The 23,534-nt window shown below is 42.2% G+C and carries 16 protein-coding genes; 5 read left to right on the plus strand and 11 right to left on the minus strand.

Going from position 1 to position 23,534, the window contains the following annotated elements:
- Window positions 1–10: 10 nt before the first annotated feature.
- Complete coding sequence (locus ACK2WI_RS17315) at window positions 11–1,258, minus strand: 3-deoxy-D-manno-octulosonic acid transferase (RefSeq protein WP_409151731.1); 1,248 nt, start codon at window positions 1,256–1,258, stop codon at window positions 11–13.
- Between the two features lie 56 nt (window positions 1,259–1,314).
- On the opposite strand from ACK2WI_RS17315, the gene ACK2WI_RS17320 reads away from it, so the two are divergent.
- Window positions 1,315–2,262, plus strand: coding sequence for a UDP-glucuronic acid decarboxylase family protein (locus ACK2WI_RS17320; protein ID WP_409151732.1), 948 nt, complete (start codon window positions 1,315–1,317; stop codon window positions 2,260–2,262).
- A gap of 29 nt (window positions 2,263–2,291) precedes the next feature.
- A complete protein-coding gene (gene galE / locus ACK2WI_RS17325) occupies window positions 2,292–3,320 on the plus strand; it encodes a UDP-glucose 4-epimerase GalE (RefSeq protein ID WP_409151733.1) in 1,029 nt (342 codons plus the stop codon).
- A gap of 187 nt (window positions 3,321–3,507) precedes the next feature.
- Here galE and ACK2WI_RS17330 read toward each other — a convergent pair whose 3' ends face one another.
- Both ACK2WI_RS17330 and ACK2WI_RS17335 read right to left on the minus strand, forming a co-directional pair.
- Window positions 3,508–3,927, minus strand: a complete 420-nt coding sequence (locus tag ACK2WI_RS17330) for a DUF983 domain-containing protein (RefSeq protein WP_409151734.1) — start codon at window positions 3,925–3,927, stop codon at window positions 3,508–3,510.
- Between the two features lie 8 nt (window positions 3,928–3,935).
- Entirely contained in the window at window positions 3,936–4,796 is an 861-nt protein-coding gene (locus tag ACK2WI_RS17335) for a helix-turn-helix domain-containing protein (RefSeq protein WP_409151735.1), read from the minus strand.
- Window positions 4,797–4,958: 162 nt separating this feature from the next.
- On the opposite strand from ACK2WI_RS17335, the gene ACK2WI_RS17340 reads away from it, so the two are divergent.
- A complete protein-coding gene (locus tag ACK2WI_RS17340) occupies window positions 4,959–5,513 on the plus strand; it encodes a hypothetical protein (RefSeq protein WP_409151736.1) in 555 nt (184 codons plus the stop codon).
- A gap of 57 nt (window positions 5,514–5,570) precedes the next feature.
- Window positions 5,571–8,906 carry a transcription-repair coupling factor gene (gene mfd / locus ACK2WI_RS17345; RefSeq protein ID WP_409151737.1) on the plus strand — a complete coding sequence of 1,112 codons (3,336 nt, stop codon included), beginning with the start codon at window positions 5,571–5,573 and terminating at the stop codon, window positions 8,904–8,906.
- Window positions 8,907–9,093: 187 nt separating this feature from the next.
- Here the strand turns inward: mfd and ACK2WI_RS17350 are convergent, their stop codons facing one another.
- Window positions 9,094–11,589, minus strand: coding sequence for a M14 family zinc carboxypeptidase (locus ACK2WI_RS17350; RefSeq protein ID WP_409151738.1), 2,496 nt, complete (start codon window positions 11,587–11,589; stop codon window positions 9,094–9,096).
- A gap of 113 nt (window positions 11,590–11,702) precedes the next feature.
- Here ACK2WI_RS17350 and ACK2WI_RS17355 point away from each other — a divergent pair, with 113 nt between their 5' ends.
- The gene (locus tag ACK2WI_RS17355) at window positions 11,703–12,890 is read left to right on the plus strand and encodes a trans-sulfuration enzyme family protein (protein ID WP_409151739.1); all 1,188 of its coding nucleotides are present in this window, start codon (window positions 11,703–11,705) and stop codon (window positions 12,888–12,890) included.
- A gap of 43 nt (window positions 12,891–12,933) precedes the next feature.
- On the opposite strand, the gene ACK2WI_RS17360 is transcribed toward ACK2WI_RS17355, so the two are convergent.
- The 7 genes from ACK2WI_RS17360 to ACK2WI_RS17390 form a co-directional block, all read right to left on the minus strand.
- Complete coding sequence (locus ACK2WI_RS17360; RefSeq protein ID WP_409151740.1) at window positions 12,934–14,886, minus strand: glycoside hydrolase family 127 protein; 1,953 nt, start codon at window positions 14,884–14,886, stop codon at window positions 12,934–12,936.
- Window positions 14,887–14,952: 66 nt separating this feature from the next.
- Entirely contained in the window at window positions 14,953–16,611 is a 1,659-nt protein-coding gene (locus tag ACK2WI_RS17365; RefSeq protein WP_175486323.1) for a sodium/sugar symporter, read from the minus strand.
- A gap of 5 nt (window positions 16,612–16,616) precedes the next feature.
- The gene (locus ACK2WI_RS17370) at window positions 16,617–17,789 is read right to left on the minus strand and encodes an aldose epimerase family protein (RefSeq protein WP_409151741.1); all 1,173 of its coding nucleotides are present in this window, start codon (window positions 17,787–17,789) and stop codon (window positions 16,617–16,619) included.
- A 19-nt stretch (window positions 17,790–17,808) separates the two neighbouring features.
- On the minus strand, window positions 17,809–20,013 hold the full coding sequence (locus tag ACK2WI_RS17375; RefSeq protein WP_409151742.1) for a UDP-glucose--hexose-1-phosphate uridylyltransferase: 2,205 nt from the start codon (window positions 20,011–20,013) through the stop codon (window positions 17,809–17,811).
- A gap of 40 nt (window positions 20,014–20,053) precedes the next feature.
- Window positions 20,054–21,133, minus strand: a complete 1,080-nt coding sequence (locus tag ACK2WI_RS17380; RefSeq protein ID WP_409151743.1) for a glycoside hydrolase family 43 protein — start codon at window positions 21,131–21,133, stop codon at window positions 20,054–20,056.
- Window positions 21,134–21,142: 9 nt separating this feature from the next.
- Window positions 21,143–22,249, minus strand: a complete 1,107-nt coding sequence (locus ACK2WI_RS17385; protein ID WP_409151744.1) for a family 43 glycosylhydrolase — start codon at window positions 22,247–22,249, stop codon at window positions 21,143–21,145.
- A gap of 117 nt (window positions 22,250–22,366) precedes the next feature.
- Window positions 22,367–23,524 (minus strand): exo-alpha-sialidase, encoded by a 1,158-nt coding sequence (locus ACK2WI_RS17390; protein WP_409151745.1) that lies wholly within the window; start codon window positions 23,522–23,524, stop codon window positions 22,367–22,369.
- Window positions 23,525–23,534: the final 10 nt, after the last annotated feature.

Here is a 23,534-nt window from a genome sequence, read left to right on the forward strand (position 1 = left end):
AGCAGGATTATTAACCCAATAATTTTTCAGTTTCCAGGTATTTCATAATGATTTGTGTAGCTCCAGATCGCTGTTGGACATAGTTTTTGGCAGCAATACTGGCCTGCACCAGCTTTTCACTTATACACAAGGCATTATAGACATCTTGCAATTCCTGTTCATTGGAAATGGAGAAACCAGCTCCTATTTCCATCAGGTCGATGGCCTCCTGAAACTTCTCATACTTCGGACCAAATATCACGGGCATCCCATAGGTTGCTGCTTCCAACGTATTGTGGATACCGGCACCAAAGCCACCTCCAATATAGGCCATACGGCCATAATGGTACAAAGAAGAAAGCATTCCAATATTATCAATGATCAATTGCCTAGAAGCAGCAATTTGCTGATCGGTATAGGTATTGAATTTTGAGAACAGCAATGCATGCGGAAAGAGCTTCAACATGGCATCGATATGGTCTTTATGGATTTCATGTGGCGCAATAATAGCCTTCAAATCCTTATTGTTTTCAAGCAACACTTTTAACAGGGCTTCATCTGCTGGCCAAGTACTTCCTGCGACTAAAATATCCTCGGTCCCGGCGAAAGTTTGTGCTTCAGGGATCAGTTTATGTTCTTTCGGCAATTCCACGACCCTATCGAAGCGTGTATCTCCCGCCAAGCCTGCCTTCGTAATCCCAATCCATTTCAGCATATTCACACTTTCGATATTCTGCGTAAAGAAATAGGAAACCTTCTTGAGAATTGAGCGGAAGAAGCCCCCATATTGTTTGAAGAATACTTGGTTTTCCCTAAAAATCGCCGAGATCATCAATAACCTGATCTTTCTTTTATCGAGTTCCTTGAAGTAATGGTACCAGTATTCATACTTGGTAAAGATGGCCAACTTCGGGTTGATGATATCGATAAATCGACGCGCATTGCTAGCGGTATCTGCTGGAAGATAAAACACATGATCGGCTAAAGGACTGTTTTTTCTGATCTCATATCCGGATGGGGAAAAAAATGTTACAATAATTTTTTCCTGAGGATGGCGACTTTTTATTTGCTCCATAACTGACCTACCTTGCTCAAATTCGCCTAATGAAGCAAAGTGAAACCAAATGTATTGCTGCCCTTTTTCAACCGATTGTTCTATATGCTGCAACAGTCCATCACGACCATCAACAAGCAACTTGGCTTTCGCATTGAACAATGCGAATACGCGAAGCAGCAAGCCGTAAATTAAAATCCCTAGGTCGTAAAGAAAACGCATCATGTTAAAATATTACTTATCTTCGTCAAAGATATTTAAACCTTTTCAAATTCACTATTGTGCAAGAAAACAAGCGCAAACGAATATTAATAACAGGAGCAGCTGGATTCTTAGGATCTCATCTTTGCGACCATTTTATTGATCAAGGCTTTCATGTCATCGGAATGGACAACCTCGTGACAGGAGATCTTCGGAACATTGAACATCTTTTTCATCTTTCCAATTTCGAATTTTACCATCATGATGTCTCCAAGTTTGTCCATGTACCCGGAGAGTTACATTATATCTTACATTTTGCTTCGCCGGCAAGTCCCATTGATTATTTAAAGATCCCTATCCAGACCCTCAAAGTAGGTTCTTTGGGCACACATAACCTTCTGGGATTGGCGAAGAGCAAAAATGCACGGATCCTGGTTGCATCGACTTCTGAGGTCTATGGGGATCCTTTGGTCTCTCCGCAGAATGAAGAATACTGGGGAAATGTAAATCCGGTTGGCCCAAGAGGCGTTTACGACGAAGCCAAGCGTTTCCAGGAAGCCATGACCATGGCTTATCATAATTTCCATGGCATGGAAACTCGCATTGCACGGATCTTTAACACCTTTGGCCCGCGAATGAGGCTGGAAGATGGTCGGGCATTACCGACTTTTATCTCCCAAGCTTTACAGGACAAGGATGTAACTGTTTTTGGAGACGGAAAACAGACAAGGTCCTTTATTTACGTTTCAGATCAGGTAGAAGGGATCTGCAAACTGCTTTTCAGCGATTACCATTTACCGATCAACATCGGTAATCCAGATGAGATGACCTTGATCGACATGGCCAACGAGATCATCGAATTGACCAACAGTAAGTCGAAAATAATCTATGAGCCTTTACCGATTGATGACCCTAAGAAAAGACGCCCCGATATCAGCAAGGCTAGGGAGATCCTGAAATGGGAGCCAAAAATCGGAAGAAAAGAAGGTCTTGAGAAAACAATTGAATACTATAGAACATTATTTTAAGAACACCCAACTATATAATTATAAATAAAATGAGCAAAATACTTGTCACCGGAGGAACCGGATTCATTGGATCACATACCGTAGTAGAATTGCATAATGCTGGATATACACCTGTTCTAGTTGATAACCTTTCCAATTCCAATATCAAGATCTTGGACCAGATTGAAAAAATCATTGGCGTAAAACCAGAATTCCATCAATTTGACCTATGTGATACCGATAAAGTAAACGAATTTGTCAAAGCAAATCCTGATATCACGGGTATTATTCATTTTGCAGCTTCCAAAGCAGTTGGTGAATCTGTTCAGAACCCATTAAAATACTATCATAACAACTTCTTCTCCTTAATCAATTTACTAGAAGCTTACCGTGAGAAACCGATCAATTTCGTTTTCTCATCAAGCTGTACAGTTTATGGAGAACCAGATATCCTTCCAGTAACGGAAAGTGCTCCAGTAAAGAAAGCTACCTCTCCTTACGGAAACACCAAACAGATCGCAGAGGAAATATTAGAGGAAACGGCTAAAGCAGCTTCAAACTATCAATTTGTTGCTTTGCGCTACTTCAATCCAGTAGGTGCCCATAGTTCGGCCCTGATCGGTGAATTGCCAATTGGTGTTCCGCAAAACTTATTGCCGTTCATTACGCAAACTGCCATCGGCAAGAGAGAGAAACTGACTGTATTCGGCAATGACTACGAAACTCCAGATGGTTCAGCAGTTCGTGATTACATCCATGTTGTGGATCTAGCGAAAGCGCATGTTGCTGCCATTAAATTACTGGAAAAAGGAAATCCTAATGGCAATTACGATGTTTTCAATATCGGAACAGGTAATGGCTACTCGGTATTAGAAGCCATCAAAGCTTTCGAAAAAGCATCCGGACAACCATTGAACTTCGAGGTTGGCCCACGTCGTGAAGGTGATATCATCAAAGTTTGGGGCGATGTAACTAAATCAACAAAAGAATTGGGTTGGAAAGCCGAGCTAGGAATAGACGAAATGATGTCATCAGCTTGGGAATGGGAAAAATATTTGAAAGATAATCCGATTAGGTAGGAGGGGATTTGAGATATGAGATGGGAGATATTAAACTTTATAATCTGTCCATCTCATATCTATCCTTTAAAATGGATATATTTTTTGACAGCCTTACTATCTCAATAATCATATCTCAAATCTCATATCTACCCCATAAAAAAGCGGGCTTTTGTTTAACAAAAGCCCGCTTTTTTATGGGGTAATGCTACTTCCCTTCTTCCTTGACCCTTTGGAAAATTTTAGGGTTGAATTTGAAGGATGGTGTCATCAAGTATAATAAGATGATTCTGGAATAGCGATTGTTGAATGGCGCCATGATCAAGGTGACTGCCAGGGAAACGATGACATATAACCAAGGGCTTTCCAAATTACCGGATAGGAAATAGGTCAACACACAGGCTGTTACCAATTCAGCAACGCTAAGGGCATAACTGACATACATGGCAACATAGAAATAGCCGGGTTCTTTTTCAAATTTCAACTCACATGTTGGACATCTTTCCAACATTCGCTTTGATTTAAAACTCAATAGAGGTGCTGCGAACATATTACCGGTTCTGCATCTCGGGCATTTACCATCTATTGCACTCTTTAATTCGGAAGGTATGGTATATTTTGTTTCCATATTGATATTTACGTCCATTGTGATTTTCTGAATTCTTCGGGGGTCTTACCCTCTACTTTTTTAAAAAATTTTGTGAAATATGAATTATCATTAAAACTCAAGTCATAGGCCACCTGTGAGATGGTCCAGTCTGGCAAGATCAGCAATCGCTTGGCCTCCAACATGATCCTGTTTCGGATTACTTCCCCAGCTTGGGTCCCCAGGTATTCCTTACATACCGAATTGAGGTGGTTTGGAGTGACAAATAATAACTCCGCATATTCCTTTGGCAAATGCAGCTCTTTAAAATTCTGGTCGACCAGGGAAATAAAGTTCTTGATCAACACCAAATGATAGTCGATGCTCTTCGCCGGGAAATTGGGGATATATGCCTGGTCAAACCGCAGCAGGATATAAAGAAGTAAAGAACGCTTTAGATCTTTTGCTACAGGTAGACTGCTCAGTTCGATCAATTGATCGAATAAGCTGGAAATTTCGCGGACCTGATATTCTTCTAATGTGAAAACTCCTTCATTCAAGGAAGAAAACAAGTCTAGATTCTCCACATAATCAGGTTGGATCAAAAAGGGCTTGAAATAGTCGATATCGAAATTGACGATATAGCCAGTCATTTTCCCTTCAAACATCCAGGAGTGCACTTGCCCTGGTCCCATGAAATATACCTGACCACGCTCGATGGGGTATTGCTTGAAATCAATCTCATGCATCCCCTCTCCAGAAAGGAATAACAACATTTGGTAGAAATTGTGTCGATGTGGAAAAACCAGGTTATTGTTCTTACCTAGGTAAACCTCCAGACGGTCTGCCAAAAAGTTTTTATCCTCCTTGTAGGATACTGTACATTGCTCTAAAACAGGTATCTTGCCCATACGATACAAAGGTAACCAATAACTACCATGAATAATGGTATAAAAACAGTCATCAATGGTGTTATTTACTTTTTGGATTTATTTACCCCTTAAAATCGGGATAATTAATACCATTGCCTAAGTTGAGAATGGTATTATTTGTAATATTATTTATCTTTATTTATGTCATTACACAAGGATCAGGAGCTCAAGGAAGCGGTACTCAATTTACCGGCAAAGGAAAAGGACAAGTTATTGGTCAGGTTAATCAATAAGGACAAGATGCTTTTGAAGCAATTGCACTATGAGCTCTTAGAGGATGAGGCCGATTTGGAGGATCGGATTTTCGATCTGAAGAACGCGTTGGAATCTTTGTTTGAGGTGAATAGCAATAAGGTCAAAAACCTGCCCATGTATTCCAATTACAAAGGCCTGAACAGTAGCTTGCGCCAAGCGAGCGGCATGATCAATGAGCATGAGAAGATCACTAAGGATAAGTTTTCCGTGGTGGAATGTAGGCTCTTGATCTTACAGGAGGCCTTTGACCGGTATCCCTCCCTATTTGGTCCATCCGCATTATCTCCTGCATTCAAACTGCAGAGCTATGTAAGTGCGAGGATCAAAAATGCCGTAAAAATATATGACAATCTTCATGAGGATCTACAATTTGACTTGAAAGACCAAATGGAATATGTGCTTGAATTTGCTGAACAGCATAAGCTCGATCAGAGCTTATAGGTTGATATCCATTCCTATTACCCAAGCATTTTTGTAAATTTGCAAAAATATACTAGCGTGAACATCCAAGAAATATTAGATAAATACATCCTATCCGAACAAGTCAAGCGATTTACCAGTAGTATCCAGAAGGGCAAACCGAAGGTCCATTTAAAGGGATTGGTAGGTTCGTCCGATGCCATGGTCGCTGCCGCCTGCTACCAGATAGAAAAACGGTTGAACGTCTTTATTTTGCCTACCCATGAGGAGGCCTCTTATTTCTTGAGTGACCTGGAGAGCTTATTTGATAATCAAATCCTGTTCTTTCCGGCATCTTACAGGAAGGCCTTCGATTTTACCATCTTGGACAGCGCCAATGTTCTGCAACGGGCGGAAACGCTGAGTTCACTGAACCGTAACTCTGAATTGCCAAAAATCGTGGTTACCTATCCTGAAGCCATTTCGGAAAAGGTAATCAACAAACAGGACCTCGAAAAAAACACGCTAGAAATCCGGGTTGGCACTAAGCTGAGCATTGATTTCATCAATGAGTTCTTGTATGAGTATGATTTTGAACGCGTCGATTTTGTTTATGAACCGGGGCAATTTGCAATCCGCGGTGGCATCGTGGACATCTTCTCTTTTTCAAATGACCTCCCCTATCGGATTGAGTTCTTTGGCGATGAAATCGATAGCATCCGGACCTTTGAGATTGAATCCCAACTTTCAGTCAACAAGATCAATTCGGTAACTATTGTTCCGAATGTACAAGCAAAATTCCTGAGCAATAACCATATTTCATTATTGGAATATATTGAGAGAGATTCCATTATCTGGATCAAGGATGTGCAATTTACGCTGGACATTCTGCAAGAAGGCTATAAAAAGGCCTCCAAATATTGGAAGGCCTTGACAGAAAAGGAAATCAAGGATAATCCGGATTGGGTGGATCCGAGATTTACCTTTACGGATGACAAAAACTTCAATGCCATGCTCTTTGAGTACCCATTGGTGGAATTTGGAAAGCAATTTTTCTATAAACCGGATGAAGAATTCAATTTTGATACCCATCCACAACCTTCTTTCAATAAAGATTTCAATCTATTGATCCATAACTTCAAGGAAAATGAAAAGCATGCCATCCATAATTATATCTTTTCGGATTCCACCAGGCAGATCGAACGCATCTATGCCATATTAGAGGATCTGGACAAGACCGTAGCCTTCACGCCTATCTATAAGGCCTTAAGAGAGGGTTTCAGGGATGACAAGCTGAAAGTAGCCTGTTATACCGACCACCAAATATTCGATCGTTACTATAAATATAAACGTAGAAAGGGATATGAGCGCTCGCAGGCGATCACCCTGAAGGAATTGAGTGAGTTGAAGCCTGGTGATTACATTACCCATATCGACCACGGTGTAGGAAAATATGCCGGTCTGGAAAAAGTGGAGGTGAATGGCAAGAGTCAGGAAATGATCCGTCTGGTCTATGCAGACAATGATTTACTGTATGTCAATATCAACTCCTTAAAGCGTATTTCCAAATATTCTGGAAAGGAAGGAACTGTTCCGAAGATGAATAAATTGGGAACGGACGCTTGGGAGAAACTGAAAAGGACAACCAAGAAAAAGGTTAAGGATATAGCCCGGGACTTGATCATGCTCTATGCTAAGCGAAAAGCCCAAACGGGAAATGCTTTCAGTCCGGATACCTATTTGCAACGGGAATTGGAAGCCTCCTTTATCTATGAGGACACTCCCGATCAGGAAAAGGCTACGGCTGACCTGAAAAAGGACATGGAATCGCCGCATCCAATGGATAGATTGGTCTGCGGGGATGTGGGTTTCGGTAAAACCGAGGTCGCTATCCGTGCTGCCTTTAAAGCTGTAGCAGATAGCAAACAGGTGGCGGTATTGGTTCCTACGACCATCTTGGCGCTGCAACATTACCGTACTTTCTCGGAAAGATTGAAAGGCATGCCGGCAAACATTGATTATATCAATCGTTTTAAAACCAGCAAGCAGATCAAAGAGACCCTTAAGAAACTAGAAGAAGGAAAAATAGATATCATAATCGGGACCCACCGCTTGGTCAGCAAGGATGTGAAATTCAGAGATCTAGGCTTGATGATCATCGATGAGGAGCAAAAATTTGGGGTATCGGTAAAAGAGAAGTTAAAGGTCATGCGTGCCAATGTGGACTCATTGACCTTGACCGCAACACCGATCCCCAGGACTTTACACTTCTCCCTGATGGGAGCGCGGGATTTGAGTATTATCTCGACCCCTCCACCTAATAGGCAGCCCGTACAGACTGAATTACATGTCTTCAATGAGAGTTTGATCCAAGAAGCGGTGAGCTTCGAGATCGATCGTGGCGGTCAGATTTTCTTTATCCATAATCGGGTTGCAGACCTTCCTCAATTGGGCATGCTGATCCGCAAATTGGTTCCTGGGGCACGTGTGGGAATTGCCCACGGACAATTGGAAGGGGACGACCTGGAAGATGTCATGTTGAAGTTCATCAACCATGAATACGATGTGTTGATTGCGACAACCATTATTGAAGCGGGTTTGGATATTCCTAATGCGAATACCATTATTATCAATCAGGCGCACATGTTTGGTCTGAGTGACCTCCATCAAATGCGGGGCCGTGTAGGAAGGTCGAACAAAAAGGCCTTCTGTTATCTCTTGAGCCCGCCATTATCAACCTTGACCACCGAAGCATATAAACGTCTATCGGCTATCGAGGAGTTCTCTGAATTAGGGTCCGGTTTCAATGTTGCCATGCGAGATTTGGATATCCGTGGATCAGGTAACCTATTGGGTGCCGAACAGTCGGGATTCATTGCCGAGATCGGTTTTGAAATGTACAATAAGATCTTGGATGAGGCGGTGCAAGAGCTGAAAGACGATGAGTTCGGTGAACTATTTGCCGATGAGGACAACAGAAAATACGTAAGCTTTACGCAGATCGATACGGATCTGGAGGTGATGATTCCGGATGAATATGTGACCAATGTTTCTGAGCGCTACAATCTGTACAACGATATTTCGAAGTTGAAGGATGAAGGACAGTTACAGAAATTTGAGAAGGAATTGATAGATCGCTTTGGGCCAATACCTGAGCCGGTGTTTGAACTGTTCAATACCTTAAGGCTGCAGTGGCTGGGTAAGGAGATCGGTTTGGAGAAAATATCCTACAAGAAACATGTTTTGAAAGGGTATTTCGTTAATAATCCGAAATCTAGCTACTATCAGTCGGATAGTTTTGGAAAAGTATTGGGCTTCGTTCAGCAACATGCCAATAATTCCAACATGAAAGAAGTAAAAGGTCAATTGCGTATAGCCATCAATAATGTGAACAGTATTGAATATGCTATTGAATTGTTGAAACAGATGCGATAAGACTTTAAGGTCGAATGGCTAATTTATAGAGGAAGACAAAATAACCTCCAATAAATTTTAATACATATAGTAACCTATACTTTCTTTTTGATTTTCTTTTCGAATGAGCGTACATAAAATGTCCTAATGTTGTTACCCAAAAGTAACCCACATTAGGACATGATACAATCCCCGATATAGGGTATTTTTATTCAACCGTTAGGAAGGTCGCATTAGCCATGATCAGCTTACCGCTTTCCCAAAAATTCCTGAACAACACATTGTCTGTCAAATAGATAACTGAACCCCTACCAAGGTTCTGCGTTCCGAAGACCATTCCATTTTTCAGTTTCTTGTTCAGGTTATGACCAACAAACCCACTCATCTTAGAGTTTTCAGTGATGTAGCCCACGTTCCATCCTTTACCTTGTTCGAAATATTGAAATAGATTGTCGTCCTGTTTCAGGGTGAAGTAATCTTTAACACCGAACATTAATGGGTGGGAATTATCGAAGGTCAGTTTGAAGATGGCTCCAGAGGTATAATTCTCCATTGCTCCTCTTTCCCGATCTCCATATTTCTTCAATGGACTTGGTTTGGCTTTTGCTGAGGTATCTTGTTTTACTGCCTTCAATTCGGACCAAGATTGTGCAGCCAATTGACTTACTGCACTTTCAAGAGCAATGACCTTTCCACCTTTTCTAATCCAACTTGCAAACTCCTCGCTCTGGCCTTTGTCCTTTAGGAAAGAGTAATTCCCATTAGGCATAATGAATACATCGATCTCATCCCAGTCTACCCTAGCAAAATCGGTAGGATTGATCAGGATAATTGGATACTGCAATTGCTGATCAAAGAAATGCCACACCTCGCCCACATTGGTCGCTCTAAGACCTTCGCCAGCCATCATCATGACCTTTGGAGCTTTAATGGTCTTCACATCGGAGCTTCCTAAGTCCTTTCCACCTTCTACAATTCCAGATTGGATAGCATAGGTTTTCACCTGTAACTTGTCCGCCTCTTCTTTCAAGATCTTTTCTACATTCGCTTGTTTATTGCCGTTCTTCATGACCAAGAGTGATCCTTTTGGAAATTCATCCGAACCAATCTTGAAGCTCTGATCTGAGACTTTTACGGTGATTTTATGGCGTAATAGGGCTGCCAATAATTTTGCTGAAGAAAAACCATCCCATTTTACCGCATATCCAAAATTAGAACCAGTCGCATTGCTGATAGTCTCTAATTGGTAAGGGTTAAGGTTGCTGATTTTCGTTTGGGAAGCTATAGCTGGAAGACCATAAACATAAGGCAAAGACCAAGCGGTAATATCGTAGGTAATAGAATCCGTTAATTTCGCTTCCGGTTCAAACAGTACGCGAATCAAGGCCGCTTTGGATTGATTGCCCGGAATGACCAAATCCTTTTCAGTCAGGCTATGGTTCTGTTCCTTCTTACTGAAGTAATCAAAGCCCTTTACAGAACCTGAGGAAGAGTAATAATTGATCTTATTCTTGTCCAATAGTTCCATTAATGCGCGCAAAGTCTTGTCACGGGAGCTATCGTACTTGATCACATAGGTTTGGTAAGAAGACAGTTTACCGGCTGCGGCATCATCTCCGAATTTCTTGAATTCAGAAACCACCTTAGCTGAGTTTTGGGAAACCACTTCTATAATGTTCATTCCTGAAGCATGGTGCTGTATAGCACGGTCCACCAATGTCAATGTATCTTTTTCATCGGTATAGACACCTAATCCTGCAGAACCATTACCCGCTTTTTCGAAGGTCATACCGATGGCTCCAGAATATATGGGATAGGTATCCCCATAGGAAGGGTAAAACAGGTCGAAGCGTTCCTTGGTGAAGTAAAGCCAGCCTTTGGAATCAAAATATTTTGCATTATGCTTTCCAATGGTGGTCTGAAACTCCCTTTGCCATGGCGTGATCACCTCATGGAAGGGCTCTGCTGCCGGTGGAAAATAGTATGGTGAGTTAATTCCCTGTTCGTGGAAATCAGCATGGATATGAGGCAACCACCTGTTGTAGATGGCTGCACGGAAAGTACTTTCCTTCTGCGTTTGCCAAGCCCAATCACGGTTCATATCGAAATAATAATGATTATATCGACCTCCCGGCCAAGGTTCGCGGTGCTCTCTAGCATAGATCTCTGGATTGTACTTGATGCCCACGGTTCCGTTGTACCAATTGTTATAACGTTCGGTTCCATCAGGATTCAAGCAAGGGTCTAGGATAACCAGGGTGTTTTCCAACCAACCTTTGCTCTTGCTGTTCTTGGGATTTACCAATTCGAATAAGGTCATCATGGAAGCTTCAATGGATGAGGTTTCATTCCCATGGATGTTATTGCTGATCCAGACAATGGCAGGACCATTACTGTTTCCCTGGCCTTGCATTGCATGAGCAAGCTTCAAGTTATTGGTACGGATATTTTCAAGGTTTCCGATGTTTTGGGCAGAAGAAATATAGAAAACCTTTAAGGGCCTACCTTCAGGGGTTTCTCCATAAGATTCCATTTTCACTTGGTTTGGGACCTGATCTGCCACATACTGATAATATTCCAAAACCTTCCAATGCGGCGTCACTTTGGTTCCCACCTGATAGCCTAGATATTCAGCGGGGGATTTGATTTGCGCAAGAGAAAGTGTGGAAATAAAACAAGCCAGGATAGCCAGTATTTTTTTCATAGTATTAGAGGTTAATTAGGGTTTAATAATTTAAAATAATTCGTTGCTGAAATTAAGTATTTACAAGTTATTTTTTTAATTTTCAGTCCTTTATTTTTTAAACCCAACCTACTATGGCTCATTTAGAAACCGACCTCATCCATAAAGGCCAAGAATTCAACAGTAGTAAAGCTGTTGTAACACCCATTTATCAGACATCTACCTATTTTGCAGATGAAGATTTAAAGAACTATATCATTTCTGCTACAGAGACCAAGAATCCTAATTTTTACCATCGGCATGGTAATCCGACCAACTCACAGGCTGCGGCAATTGTAGCGAGTTTGGAGAAAACGGAAGATGCCCTGGTTTTGGCAACGGGGATGGCAGCTATCAGCACGGCCATATTATCAGTTGTGAAGGCTGGTGATCATGTGGTGACACAAAACTCCCTATATTCTGGCGCTATGCTCTTCTTTAAGAACTTCTTGACCGAGTATGGAGTGGAAGTAACCCACGTGGACCAAAAAGACAACGAAGCCTTTGAAAAGGCCATTAAAGCCAACACTAAATTGATCTATATCGAAACGCCCTCGAATCCAAACTTAGATGTCACCGACCTGAAGTTTATCGCTGAGCTCGGAAAGAAGCACCAACTGACCACGATGGCCGACAATACCTTTGCTTCGCCTATCAACCAGACTCCTACGGAGTTCGGGATTGATGTGGTAGTGCACTCAGCAACCAAATATTTGGGAGGTCACAGTGACCTAACTGCCGGGGCCGTCTGTGGAAGCAAGGAATTTATTGAAAGGGTATGGAAAAGATCGTTGATGCTCGGTGGATCGTTGAGTCCTTTTGACTCTTGGTTGTTATTGCGTGGTCTTAAAACGCTTTCTATGCGGGTGAAGCAAATCAACAGCAATGCATTGGCTTTGGCCGAATTCTTTGAAAAACATCCGGCAATTAAATATGCTGGCTATGTAGGGCTTCCTTCTCACCCTCAATATGAACTGGTCAAAAAACAGATGCGCGGTGGCACGGGCATGCTTTGCATAGAGGTCATAGGGGCGAATGAAGACGATGCTTATAAAAATGCGCAATCGGTATTGAACAAACTGGAAGTATTTGCCAATGCCGCCAGTTTAGGCGGTGTGGAATCCTTGGTGGTCCATCCGGCCAGTATGTGGGGTTCGCATCATGATAAAACACAGAAATCCGTTTCCGGAATAAGCAATGGCATGCTCCGGATTTCAGTAGGGATTGAACATATAGACGATCTGATTGCAGATTTTGAACATGCACTAGAAGGAATTAAATAGAAGAAGCGGGCTTGACCCGCTTCTTCTATTTTGATGTTATTCTTTAGTCAATCCTAACGGAAGTCAACTTCTCTGGGATCCAGACCTGCATGGCGCTCTTTCCTCTGTTGTTCCAAAGGAAATAAGGGATTGCTATGATCTCTTTCTCTTGTTGCAGCACCTGATTGCTCGCCTGATCGATGGCAACGATCGGGGCTTTGAATTGGATTACGTTTGTCCCGCCCAATAAGTCGGGCTTAAAGCTTACCTGAAACTGGGTATTCTCCGGAATAAACAGTCCATTCTTTGCATTTGGATTATCCACATCCTCCACCGCATAGACTATGGGGCCATACTGCAAGGCAATGCGGTTTTGATTCTGTTTCAACTCATCGGAAGATACAATGCGCTGGACTTCCATGTCCAGGTTCATATCGATCTTATCGCCTTTTTTCCACTTTCTATCAATCTTCAAATAGCCATCTTCTACTGCAGCATTAACCGGCTTGCCGTTTACTGTTACGGTATAATTATTGGTTTTGTTGTTTTTATAGTGATAAAGAGTGCTAGGGACTGGTTCCTTTAACCAACCTGGAATACGAACAAAGACTGCAAATTCTTTGGATTTCTTAGGACTCACTTCAATACTTACCTGTCCGTTCCAAGGATAATTGCCTGTCTGTTTCACAAAGACCTCGTTTTTATTCAGGTCTACCGTCGTTTCACTGCCAACAAACAGGTTGACATAGAGGTCTGTTGCCGAGCGGCTGTAGATATAAGAACCTAAGGAGGATACCAACCTTGCGATATTGGAAGGACAGCAAGCTGTACCAAACCACTCACTGCGGTCGTAATTGCCTTCTGAAGCCAGTGGGTTTCCATAGAAGAAACGGTTTCCAGAAAGGCTGATTCCATCAATGGCAGCATTGTAGAGGGTTCTTTCCAGGACATCGATGTATTTTGCCTGTGCAGATAGCATGTTCATCCTCTGGTTCCAAAAGACCATTCCTACGGATGCACAGGTTTCACAATAGGCGGATTCATTCGGAAGGTCATAAGGTTTTCCGAATCCTTCATTGGAACCTTGGGCTCCAATTCCACCGGTTATATAATAATGCTTGTTTACCACATCGTCCCAAATGGCATCCATGGTCTTTACATAACCTGCATCCTTGGTCTCAGAGGCAATATCTGCAACCCCAGTATAGAGGTACATCGCACGCACTGCATGGCCGGTTATCTTTCTTTGATCACGAACTGGAATAGCATCCTGTGCATAATCAGGGTCTTTCCATTCATCCCAGATCTTGCCTACTCCATGACCTCTTCCTCTCTGTTCAACAAACCAATCTGCCAATTGCAAATAGCGTTTTTCATTGGTATGATGATATAATTTCATCAAAGCCAATTCAATTCCCTCATGGCCTGACACCCAAGGTTTATTGGGCACTCGGAAATAATTATCAATATGATCTGCAAACTTGGTCGCTACCTTCAGCAATTTATCCTTGCCTGTCGTGTTATAATAGGCTATACCCGCTTCAATGAGGTGGCCAGCACAATAATCCTCATGCCTCTCCATATCTTTCCAGCGATCTTGCAGGCCATTTAGGGTGTAATAGGTATTCAAATAGCCATCAGGTTGTTGAGCAGCGGCTATTTTATCGATCCATACATCCGTATTGGCTTCAAGTTCTTTGTCTGGATAGTTCTTGAGTGAATACGCGATGGCTTCGATCGCTTTATAGACATCCGAATCATCATAATAAATCCCTTCATGTTTGCCAGAACCCTGGGCCACCTTCTCAAAATTCCTGATACGCCCAGTTTTGTCCTCCGTATAAGTTACACAGGCATCAATGGTAGCGTTGGCGACCTTTTCCAATTGAGGTGACCAGAAATTATCTTCGATGGCAACCTTGGAAAAATTAATAGGATAAATCTTTTGTGAAGGGCTTTGTGCCCAAAGGCTCGCAGAAAACAACAGTCCCGCCGAACAAATCAGAAAGCTTCTCATAATGGTAGGGTTGGGTTAATTATGAAAAAAGCTAGAAGAGGATTTGTCCCCTTCTAGCTTTGGTTATTACCAGAATATGGTATAAAGCGCTGCAGTGATACCGATAACAATTAAGGCACCAACGGCAAAGCCGGTTTTTGTTTTGAACATAGTAGCATCGATTTCAAGTCCGTGGGTAACCACGCCTTTTTTGTGCTCGTACATACTGATAATGTACATTCCGATAAGACAGAATATAAACACAAAACCGATCCTATCGATGAATGGGATCTCATACACGCCGTCCACAGGGATTGCAAATCCTGTAGATGCCAAGAATGAAAGGTCCATATAGCCCGGAAGGAACTTCAATACGATCGACAATAAGAAACCAACGATGGTTGCAAAAAGCGCTGCATTGGAAGTCGTTTTCTTCCAGAAGAATCCCAAAAGGAACATCGCAAATACCCCCGGAGATACAAATCCCGTATACTCTTGGATATATTGGAATCCACCTTTTTTATCAATACCTAGGTAAGGAGCGATGAAGATAGCCAAGATCATGGATACCACGATCGTGATCTTTCCTACATTCACTAATTTCCTTTCAGAAGCATCTTTATCGAAGATCTTTTTGTAGATATCCAAGGTAAATATCGTTGCCACCGAGTTTGCTTTTCCTGCTAATGAAGCTACCACCGCAGCGGTCAAGGCCGCAAATGACAGACCTTTCAATCCGGTTGGCAATAGATTCAGCAGAACCGGGTATGCTCTATCAGGGTTCAACTCCCCTCCCGCTAACATTTCTTGTTGGAACAGGCCATCATTGTACAATACAAAGGCAGCAATACCTGGTAACACAACGATCAAAGGCATCAACAACTTTAATCCAGCAGCGAATAACAGTCCGTTTCTAGCTGTTGGAAGGTCCGCTCCTAATGCACGTTGGGTAATGTACTGATTACAGCCCCAGTAATTCAGGTTGATGATCCACATACCCCCAATTAGAACTGAAAGCCCCGGTAGATCGATATAATTCGGATTGTCTGGTTTCAGGATCATATGGAAGTGATCTTGGGCTTTGTTATGAACGATTCCCAAACCATCCAATACGCCTCCGCCACCGAAATGGTCAGACACTAGGTTTAACGCCAGATAAGTCGTCGCCAAACCTCCTAGGATCAAGAAGAATACCTGGATAACATCCGTATATCCAATTACTTTCATACCACCTAGTGTAATGAAGATAGCGAAAATAGCAAGTCCGATCATACAAGCCTGGAAGTCAATGCCAGAGATACTGGATACGGCCAGCGCTCCTAGGAAGAGGATCGAAGTAAGGTTGACCACAATATACAACAGCAACCAGAAAACAGCCATGATCATGGCCACCGTGCCATTGTACCGCTGATTAAGGAACTGCGGCATGGTAAAGATCTTGTTCTTGAGGTATACCGGGAGAAAGAACACCGCTACTACCACCAAGGTCACCGCTGCCATCCATTCATAGGTAGCAATTGCAAGACCGATCTTAAAGCCTGAACCGCTCATCCCGATGAATTGCTCCGCAGAGATGTTCGAGGCGATCAGGGAGGCTCCAATGGCCCACCAAGTCAAAGAACCTTCTGCTAGGAAGTAGTCTTTGGAATCTCCAGAGGCTGATTTCTTTTTATAATAAATGTAAAGTCCATATCCTGCAACAATGATGAAGTAGCACAGGAATACAATATAGTCTTTGGTTTCCATTGAGATTAATTAGTCGTAAACTTATAAATAGATTTGCTGGTATAGGTATCTCCTGGATTCAAGGTAGTCGAAGGGAAGTTCGGTTGGTTTGGGGAATCTGGGAAATGTTGTGTTTCCAAGCATAAACCAGTACGGAAGCTATCCTTTACACCACTTTTTAGGGTTACATTATCTGCCATGAAGTTTCCACTGTAAAACTGTATCCCTGGCTCTTCGGTATATATATCCATCACAATACCGGATTTATCTCCAGTTAATGTGGCAGCATGATTCAATCCATCAACCTTAGTCCCGTTAAGTACCCAGTTATGGTCATAACCTTTTCCAAATTTCAATTGCTCATCATCTAGTTGAATGTCCTTACCGATAGTTTTTGAAGTTGTAAAATCAAATGGAGTCCCTTTTACATCCTTCAACTCGCCCGTTGGAATCAAGGTGCTATCTACCGGAGTAAATTTATCCGCATATAGCTTTAGGCTGTGGTCGGTAATCGTTCCACTGCCTTCACCGTTAAGATTGAAATAAGCATGGTTGGTAAAGTTGACCACAGTTTTCTTGTCAGCTGTTGCTTTGTAAGCTATTGCCAATTCATTGTTATCAGAAAGGCTGTAGGTCACTTCGATATGGATAGGGCCTGGAAATCCTTCTTGTTTATCTGGAAGGGTATATGCAAAGGTAATGGCCTTATCATTAGCTGATGTCACTTCCCAATTAGCAAAATGGACACCTTTTGGTCCACCATGGAGTGTATTGGCTCCGTTATTGGTCGGAAGGGTGAAGGTTTCGCCATCTAAGGTAAACTTACCTTTGGCGATTCGGTTCCCAAATGGTCCTACGATAGGCCCGAAATAGGGTTCTTTTGGATTGTTATAATCAGAAGCCTTGTTGAAACCCAATACCACATCAGTAAGGGTTCCGTTCTTATCCGGAACCTGTAAGGAAACAACCCTTGCTCCAAAGTTGGTAAAATACGCCTTGGCACCCGCAGCATTCTTTAACATGTAAAGTTTAGCTTCTTTACCATCAATATCTGACGTGAAAGTACTAGAGTCTAAGGTAGTAACAGTATTGCTGCTGGAATCAGTGGTCTGATTGCTTTCTTGCTTACTATTTTGCTGACATGCCACGACCGTAAATAGGCCGCATGCTAACATAAGTCTAAGGATTGATCTTTTCATTTTCTGTTTATAATTGATTCTAATATACTAATTCTGAGCCATTATCAGTTTTCACGAAAATAGGTGTCAGCTCAAGGTTAAACTCATTTTTATAGGCTGGGGCAAGCGCTTCCACAAGCTGCTGACCAAAGCCTTTTTTGACAATATTGATCGTGCAACCACCAAATCCTCCACCCATCATCCTCGCTCCCAGCACTTCAGGAAAGTGCTTCGCTTTTTCTACAAGAAAGTCCAATTCCTGACAACTCACTTCATATTCCTTGCTCAAGCCTTCGTGTGCTCGGAACATCTGCCTTCCCATTTCTACGATATCGCCACTTTCCATGGCATCACAGGCTTTCGCTAGCCTCTCGTTTTCTTCCACAACAAACCTAGCCTTGATATAACTATCCTCATCAAACGGCTTGACCAATTCATCCAACATCACTATATCAACATCTCTTAAGCTCTTTACCTCGGCATGTTTCTTTTGGATCAAGGAAACAGCATGCTCACAGGCATACCTTCTATCATTATATGCAGAAGACGCCAAGGAATGCTTAACATTGGTATTTAACAATACGATTTCATACTCTCCTAATTCCAAAGGAACATAGGTATAGCTGAGATCCCGACAGTCCAAGCGGACAACATGCTTTGCTTTGCTCAAAACAGAAGCAAATTGGTCCATGATCCCACACTTCACGCCTGCATAGGTATGTTCAGCAAGTTGACCGATCTTTGCGATGTCGACTTTGTCCAGTCCCAGACCGAACAACTCGTTCAGCCCATATCCAGTAGCACATTCAACGGCCGCTGAAGAAGATAATCCAGCACCGACCGGGATATCCCCATCGATGTAAAGATTAAAACCCGAAAGTTCCAATCCTCTATTTTTTAATTGGTTGACTACCCCTAGTATATAGTTAGGCCAACCTTTATCCGAAGGAGCCACCTCTTTTAAGTCAACTGAATAAGGCTCTTTAAAGTCTTCGGCATATAGGTGTATTTCCGAATCCGTCCGCTTTGAAAGCGCTACATAAACAGCCTTGTCAATAGCAGTTGGAAGGACGAATCCTTCGTTGTAATCGGTATGTTCCCCGATGATATTGATCCTTCCCGGGGATTTCGAAACTAATGTAGGCTCTGTTCCATACAATTCCTTGAACCTAACACTAATTTGGTCTCTTTCAATCATTTGGTTTGATTTATAATGTATTGTGGGTTGATTCCTGATTATTTCTGCAGCTTTTTCAGCTGTAATATCACGTTGCGGATTAGCCAACATTTCATATCCGACCATGAATTTCTTCACTGTTGCTGAACGCAGCAAGGGTGGATAAAAATGCATATGCCAATGCCAAAAGTCTTGATTTCCACTATTTACAGGGGCCTGATGCATTCCTGCAGAATAGGGAAAAGAAGTAGAAAAGATATTATCGTAACGGATGGTCAGTTCTTGTAAGGTCTTGGCGAGGTCGGTTTTTTCAGCATCGGTAAATTCCCTGATGTCCTTTACCTGTCTTTTGCTGATGACCAAGGTTTCAAAAGGCCATGCTGCCCAGAATGGCACCAGGGCAACGAAATGTTCATTAACTACGATTATTCTTTCTTTTTTCTTGAGCTCTAAGGCTAAATAATCCGAAAGCAATGAATGTCCATTCTTTTCAAAGTATTCTTTCTGTTGCTTTTCCTCCTTTTGGATCTCCATTGGGAGTTTGCTCTCCGCCCAGATCTGCCCATGCGGGTGAGGATTGCTGCAACCCATGATGGAGCCTTTGTTTTCAAAGATCTGGATATATTTTATCCAATCATTCTCCGCTAAAGAAGCAAATTCACTTTGCCAAACATCCACAACCTTCCTGATTGCTGGGATGTCCATTTCAGGCAAGGTCAGGTCATGCCGAGGAGAAAATGCAATTACTTTACAGATCCCTCTTTCTGTTTCTGCTATCAAAAGACCTTCCTCGTTCATTTCCCCTTCCTCTGAATCTTTCAACAGGGCGGAAAAGTCATTCACGAAAACAAAGCTCTCCTTGTAATCGGGATTGACACTTCCATCGGCTCTTGGATTTCTGGGGCAGAGGTAACAAGTTGGGTCATATTCAGGCCTATTGTCAGCAGGCAAATCTTCTACTTGTCCCTGCCAAGGTCGCTTACTGCGATGGGGAGAAACAAGGATACTTTCGCCTGTCAACAGGTTCAAACGCCTGTGTGGAACATCATTTATAGCAAAATTAGGCATAGGTTGCGCTTAAATTAGTTTTCCTAAGATACAAATTCCATCAATTAATTGTAGTGGGTCCGTGTACTTTTAACACACCCTTGGAATCTATTTCTATTGGATCAATGAAAACGACCCGGTCATTCCCTGTTTTTGTGGTCCTCCCATGGTACACACAGTACATTTTGCCATCCTTACCAACAAATACCGAATTATGCCCCGTTCCTGTAACATCGCCCCCTTTTTCAGTATTCTTTTCCAATACCGGATTGAACTCCGATTTAACAAAAGGACCCAGAGGACTTTCCGATGTTGCATAACCCACCGCATAATATGGCCCTGCATAATGATTCGCAGAATACATCATATAAAAAAGACCATTATGCTTGAACAGATAGGAACCTTCCGTCCAGCGTCGGTTGATTTCCTTATTATTGACAGAACGGCTTTCCCATTCCGCTTGTTTATCGTTTATTTTCATTGGAGGTCTCAGCAAAAGCCTGGGCTTTCCAATCACCCCACTTAGATCCGGTTTCAACTCAATACCATACACCCAACTCTCCTCAATTTCATCATAAATGCCATTCTTTTTTGCCCAATCAGCAATTTCGGATTCCACAGGATGTTTGTAACAACATCTGGAATAATAGAGGTATTTTTTACCATCTTCAGCGACATAGACATTGGCATCAATAATGGGATATCCGGGATCAAATAGCGGATGAGATTCAATATCTACAAATGGACCCGTTGGTTTATCCGAAACCGAAACCCCAATCTTATAGTTTTCCAGTTCGTTGTTTGGGTTTTCCTTCCAATGGGCGCTATAGAACAAATAAAACTTATCGTCCCATTTATAGACCTCAGGAGCCCAAAAGTCCTTGGTCCCCCAAGATTTCTCTTGTTGGTTATTGTAGATTACGCCTTCATTTTTCCAATCTTTCAAATCTTTGGAAGAATAGACCACAAAACCGTTGTTTGTACCCCCAGTTCCATATAAATAATAAAGGTCGCTCTGATCATCATATATGATATAAGGATCCCCTAAAGCAACTGACAGCGGATTTCCTGGTAATTCCTGTGCCTTGCCAAGCAAACAGAACAAGAATGACAATCCTAATAGCAAAAATCGTATGTTCATCTCTGAGTATTAAATAATAGGTTTCTGAGTTTTATTTCTTTCTGGCTTCCCTGTCCCGATTACTGGCCAGCCGTCTTTCCAATTCAGCGGATCTAGCATCAACATCCTTCTGCTCGTTCCATTTCCTAGCTTTCCATTGTTTTTATCGATGGCATGGTAGAAGATCCAATCCTTCCCTTTCGCGTCTTTGATGACCCCTGAAGTATGACCCGGTCCAACAATAGACTCTGATCCTTCTAGGATCAAACTTCCATGATTTCTTTCCTTGATATCCCGTCCATCTTTATCCAGATAGGGTCCCAATAGATTCTTCGATCGTGCAGTCAGCACATGGTATTTGCTATTTGCGCCCTCACAACAACTTCCTTTAGAACCCAAGAAATAGAAATAACCGTTTTTCTTAAAGATGGTCACCGCTTCATAGTCTCCGGCAGCTATTTTATGCTTCTGCCCATTCAAGATCTTTTTCCCATCAGCAGTCAGTTCCAAGGCAAAGGTTCCTTGTTCAGGGCTATCGGAAAAGCTTCCCCAGAATATATACTTTTTGCCTTTATCCTCGATAAAAAAGGGATCAATGGAATTTGGCACATTGGCAGATTTGGAATCAAGCAATTTTCCCTGATCCATAAAAGGACCTTTAGGGGAGTCCGAAATCGCCAATCCAAGACCTGGATTCTTATCGCCCCAAGTAGAGAAGGAATAATAGAGGTAATACTTTCCATTGACAAGGTTAATGTCTGGCGCCCAAATACCCCCAGCCTCTTTCCAATTTGGTTTAGTTTCAAATGCAGGACCAACATAAGACCAGTTTACCATATCCTTGGACTCCAGAATCGGCACAAGGCGAGATCCTTTCCCGTCATCCCAATTATCCTGGGTGCCGTAGGCATAGAAAAGTTTCGTTTTCGGATCTTGAATAACCGTGGGATCAGCCAGCATCGGTTCAAATACAGGATTCTGATAGGTAGCATTTATTGGGCTTGTAACTGCAGCATTTTTCCTCGCACAGGAATCAAGAACAGAAGCCGACAACAACAAAATAGACAGGAGCATTGAATTGCGCACCGAAGGAACACCGATCAATGTTTTTATATAGACCACACTTTTCAGAAACATAATTTGATTGAGTTTAAACAGGTTAAACAAGTAGATAAAGTTCAATTTACAGGAATTTTCTGAGAATCATGGGAATAAAAAAGAAAACCCTAAGCTTTTTTGGCTTAGAGTTTTCCTTTATTTGATCTTTTCCGTGAGGAAGACAATGTCTTTGTAATTATCTTTTTCATACAAAATGCCCACCAGCTTAGGCTTCATCAGAACTATATCCGAATAGGCCGAATAGGCACCTTTATACCCTTCAGGAGCTTTGGCGATCAGTTTAGTGAAATACCAGGTCTTGCCTTTGTCCTTGGAAAGTCTCAAAGTCAAGTTATCCCTATTCTTTTCATCCGCTGCATTGATATGGGCCAGCACAAAATTCTTTCCTTTCTTCCAGGACAATACCGACCCTTGGTTGATTGGATCCGGAAGGTTAGGATCTGGAGCAGAGCTCTGCCAGCTTTCACCACCATCATTGGAAACAGAAATGACACGTTGCTTTGGATTCAACTGTTGGTTCCTTGAGCTCATGTATACCTCATTTTCTCCAATCTGTGCAGCAGTAGACTCATTAGTACCTGGATAAGGCACATTCTGGCTCAGTTTAAACGTCTTACCATGATCATCTGAATAGAATGCATGCGCATTCCAATCCTTACCCTGCGCACTTGGATCGCCAGAACTGTGGTTGGCAGCAATGTAAATCCTACCTTTATTGGGACCTGACACAAACTGGAATCCATGTCCAGGCGTATTGGCATAAGTTCTCCAATCTTCTGTAAAGGTATAAGCAGCATTAACCTGTGGCTGATTTGGTCTATGGGTCTGTGTCGTGATATTTACCGGTTCAGACCAAGTCTTTGCACCATCTGTAGAAGTGATGTACCATACTTCACGCAAGCCCTTCCCTTTTCTCACTTCACCCTCATGGTTATTCCCCGTATTATAAAAGAGGAAAATCCTTCCTGATGGATAAGCCGGATCGGTTAAATCAACAACTGGAGCAACATTCCCAGCTTGAAGCTTATCATAATCCGCAGCAACATTCAATTTCCCCCAAGTCTTTCCTTGGTCCTGACTGATCTTATAAACGATATCCACATTGCCATAATCGCCCGCATGATCAACCCTACCTTCTGAGAAAGCGATCAGGTCTCCATTCTTATTCTTGATAATGGCTGGAATCCTATAGCTGGCATAGCCATCCTCCCCTGAACGGAAAACCACCGTTTCCTGAGCGGAAACAGCTGATATTAAGCATGCGGCAAATACTGATAAAAATAGTTTTTTCATATATAGTGTG

Source organism: Sphingobacterium sp. BS-2, from assembly GCF_046161205.1.
GTDB classification, from domain to species: domain Bacteria; phylum Bacteroidota; class Bacteroidia; order Sphingobacteriales; family Sphingobacteriaceae; genus Sphingobacterium; species Sphingobacterium mizutaii.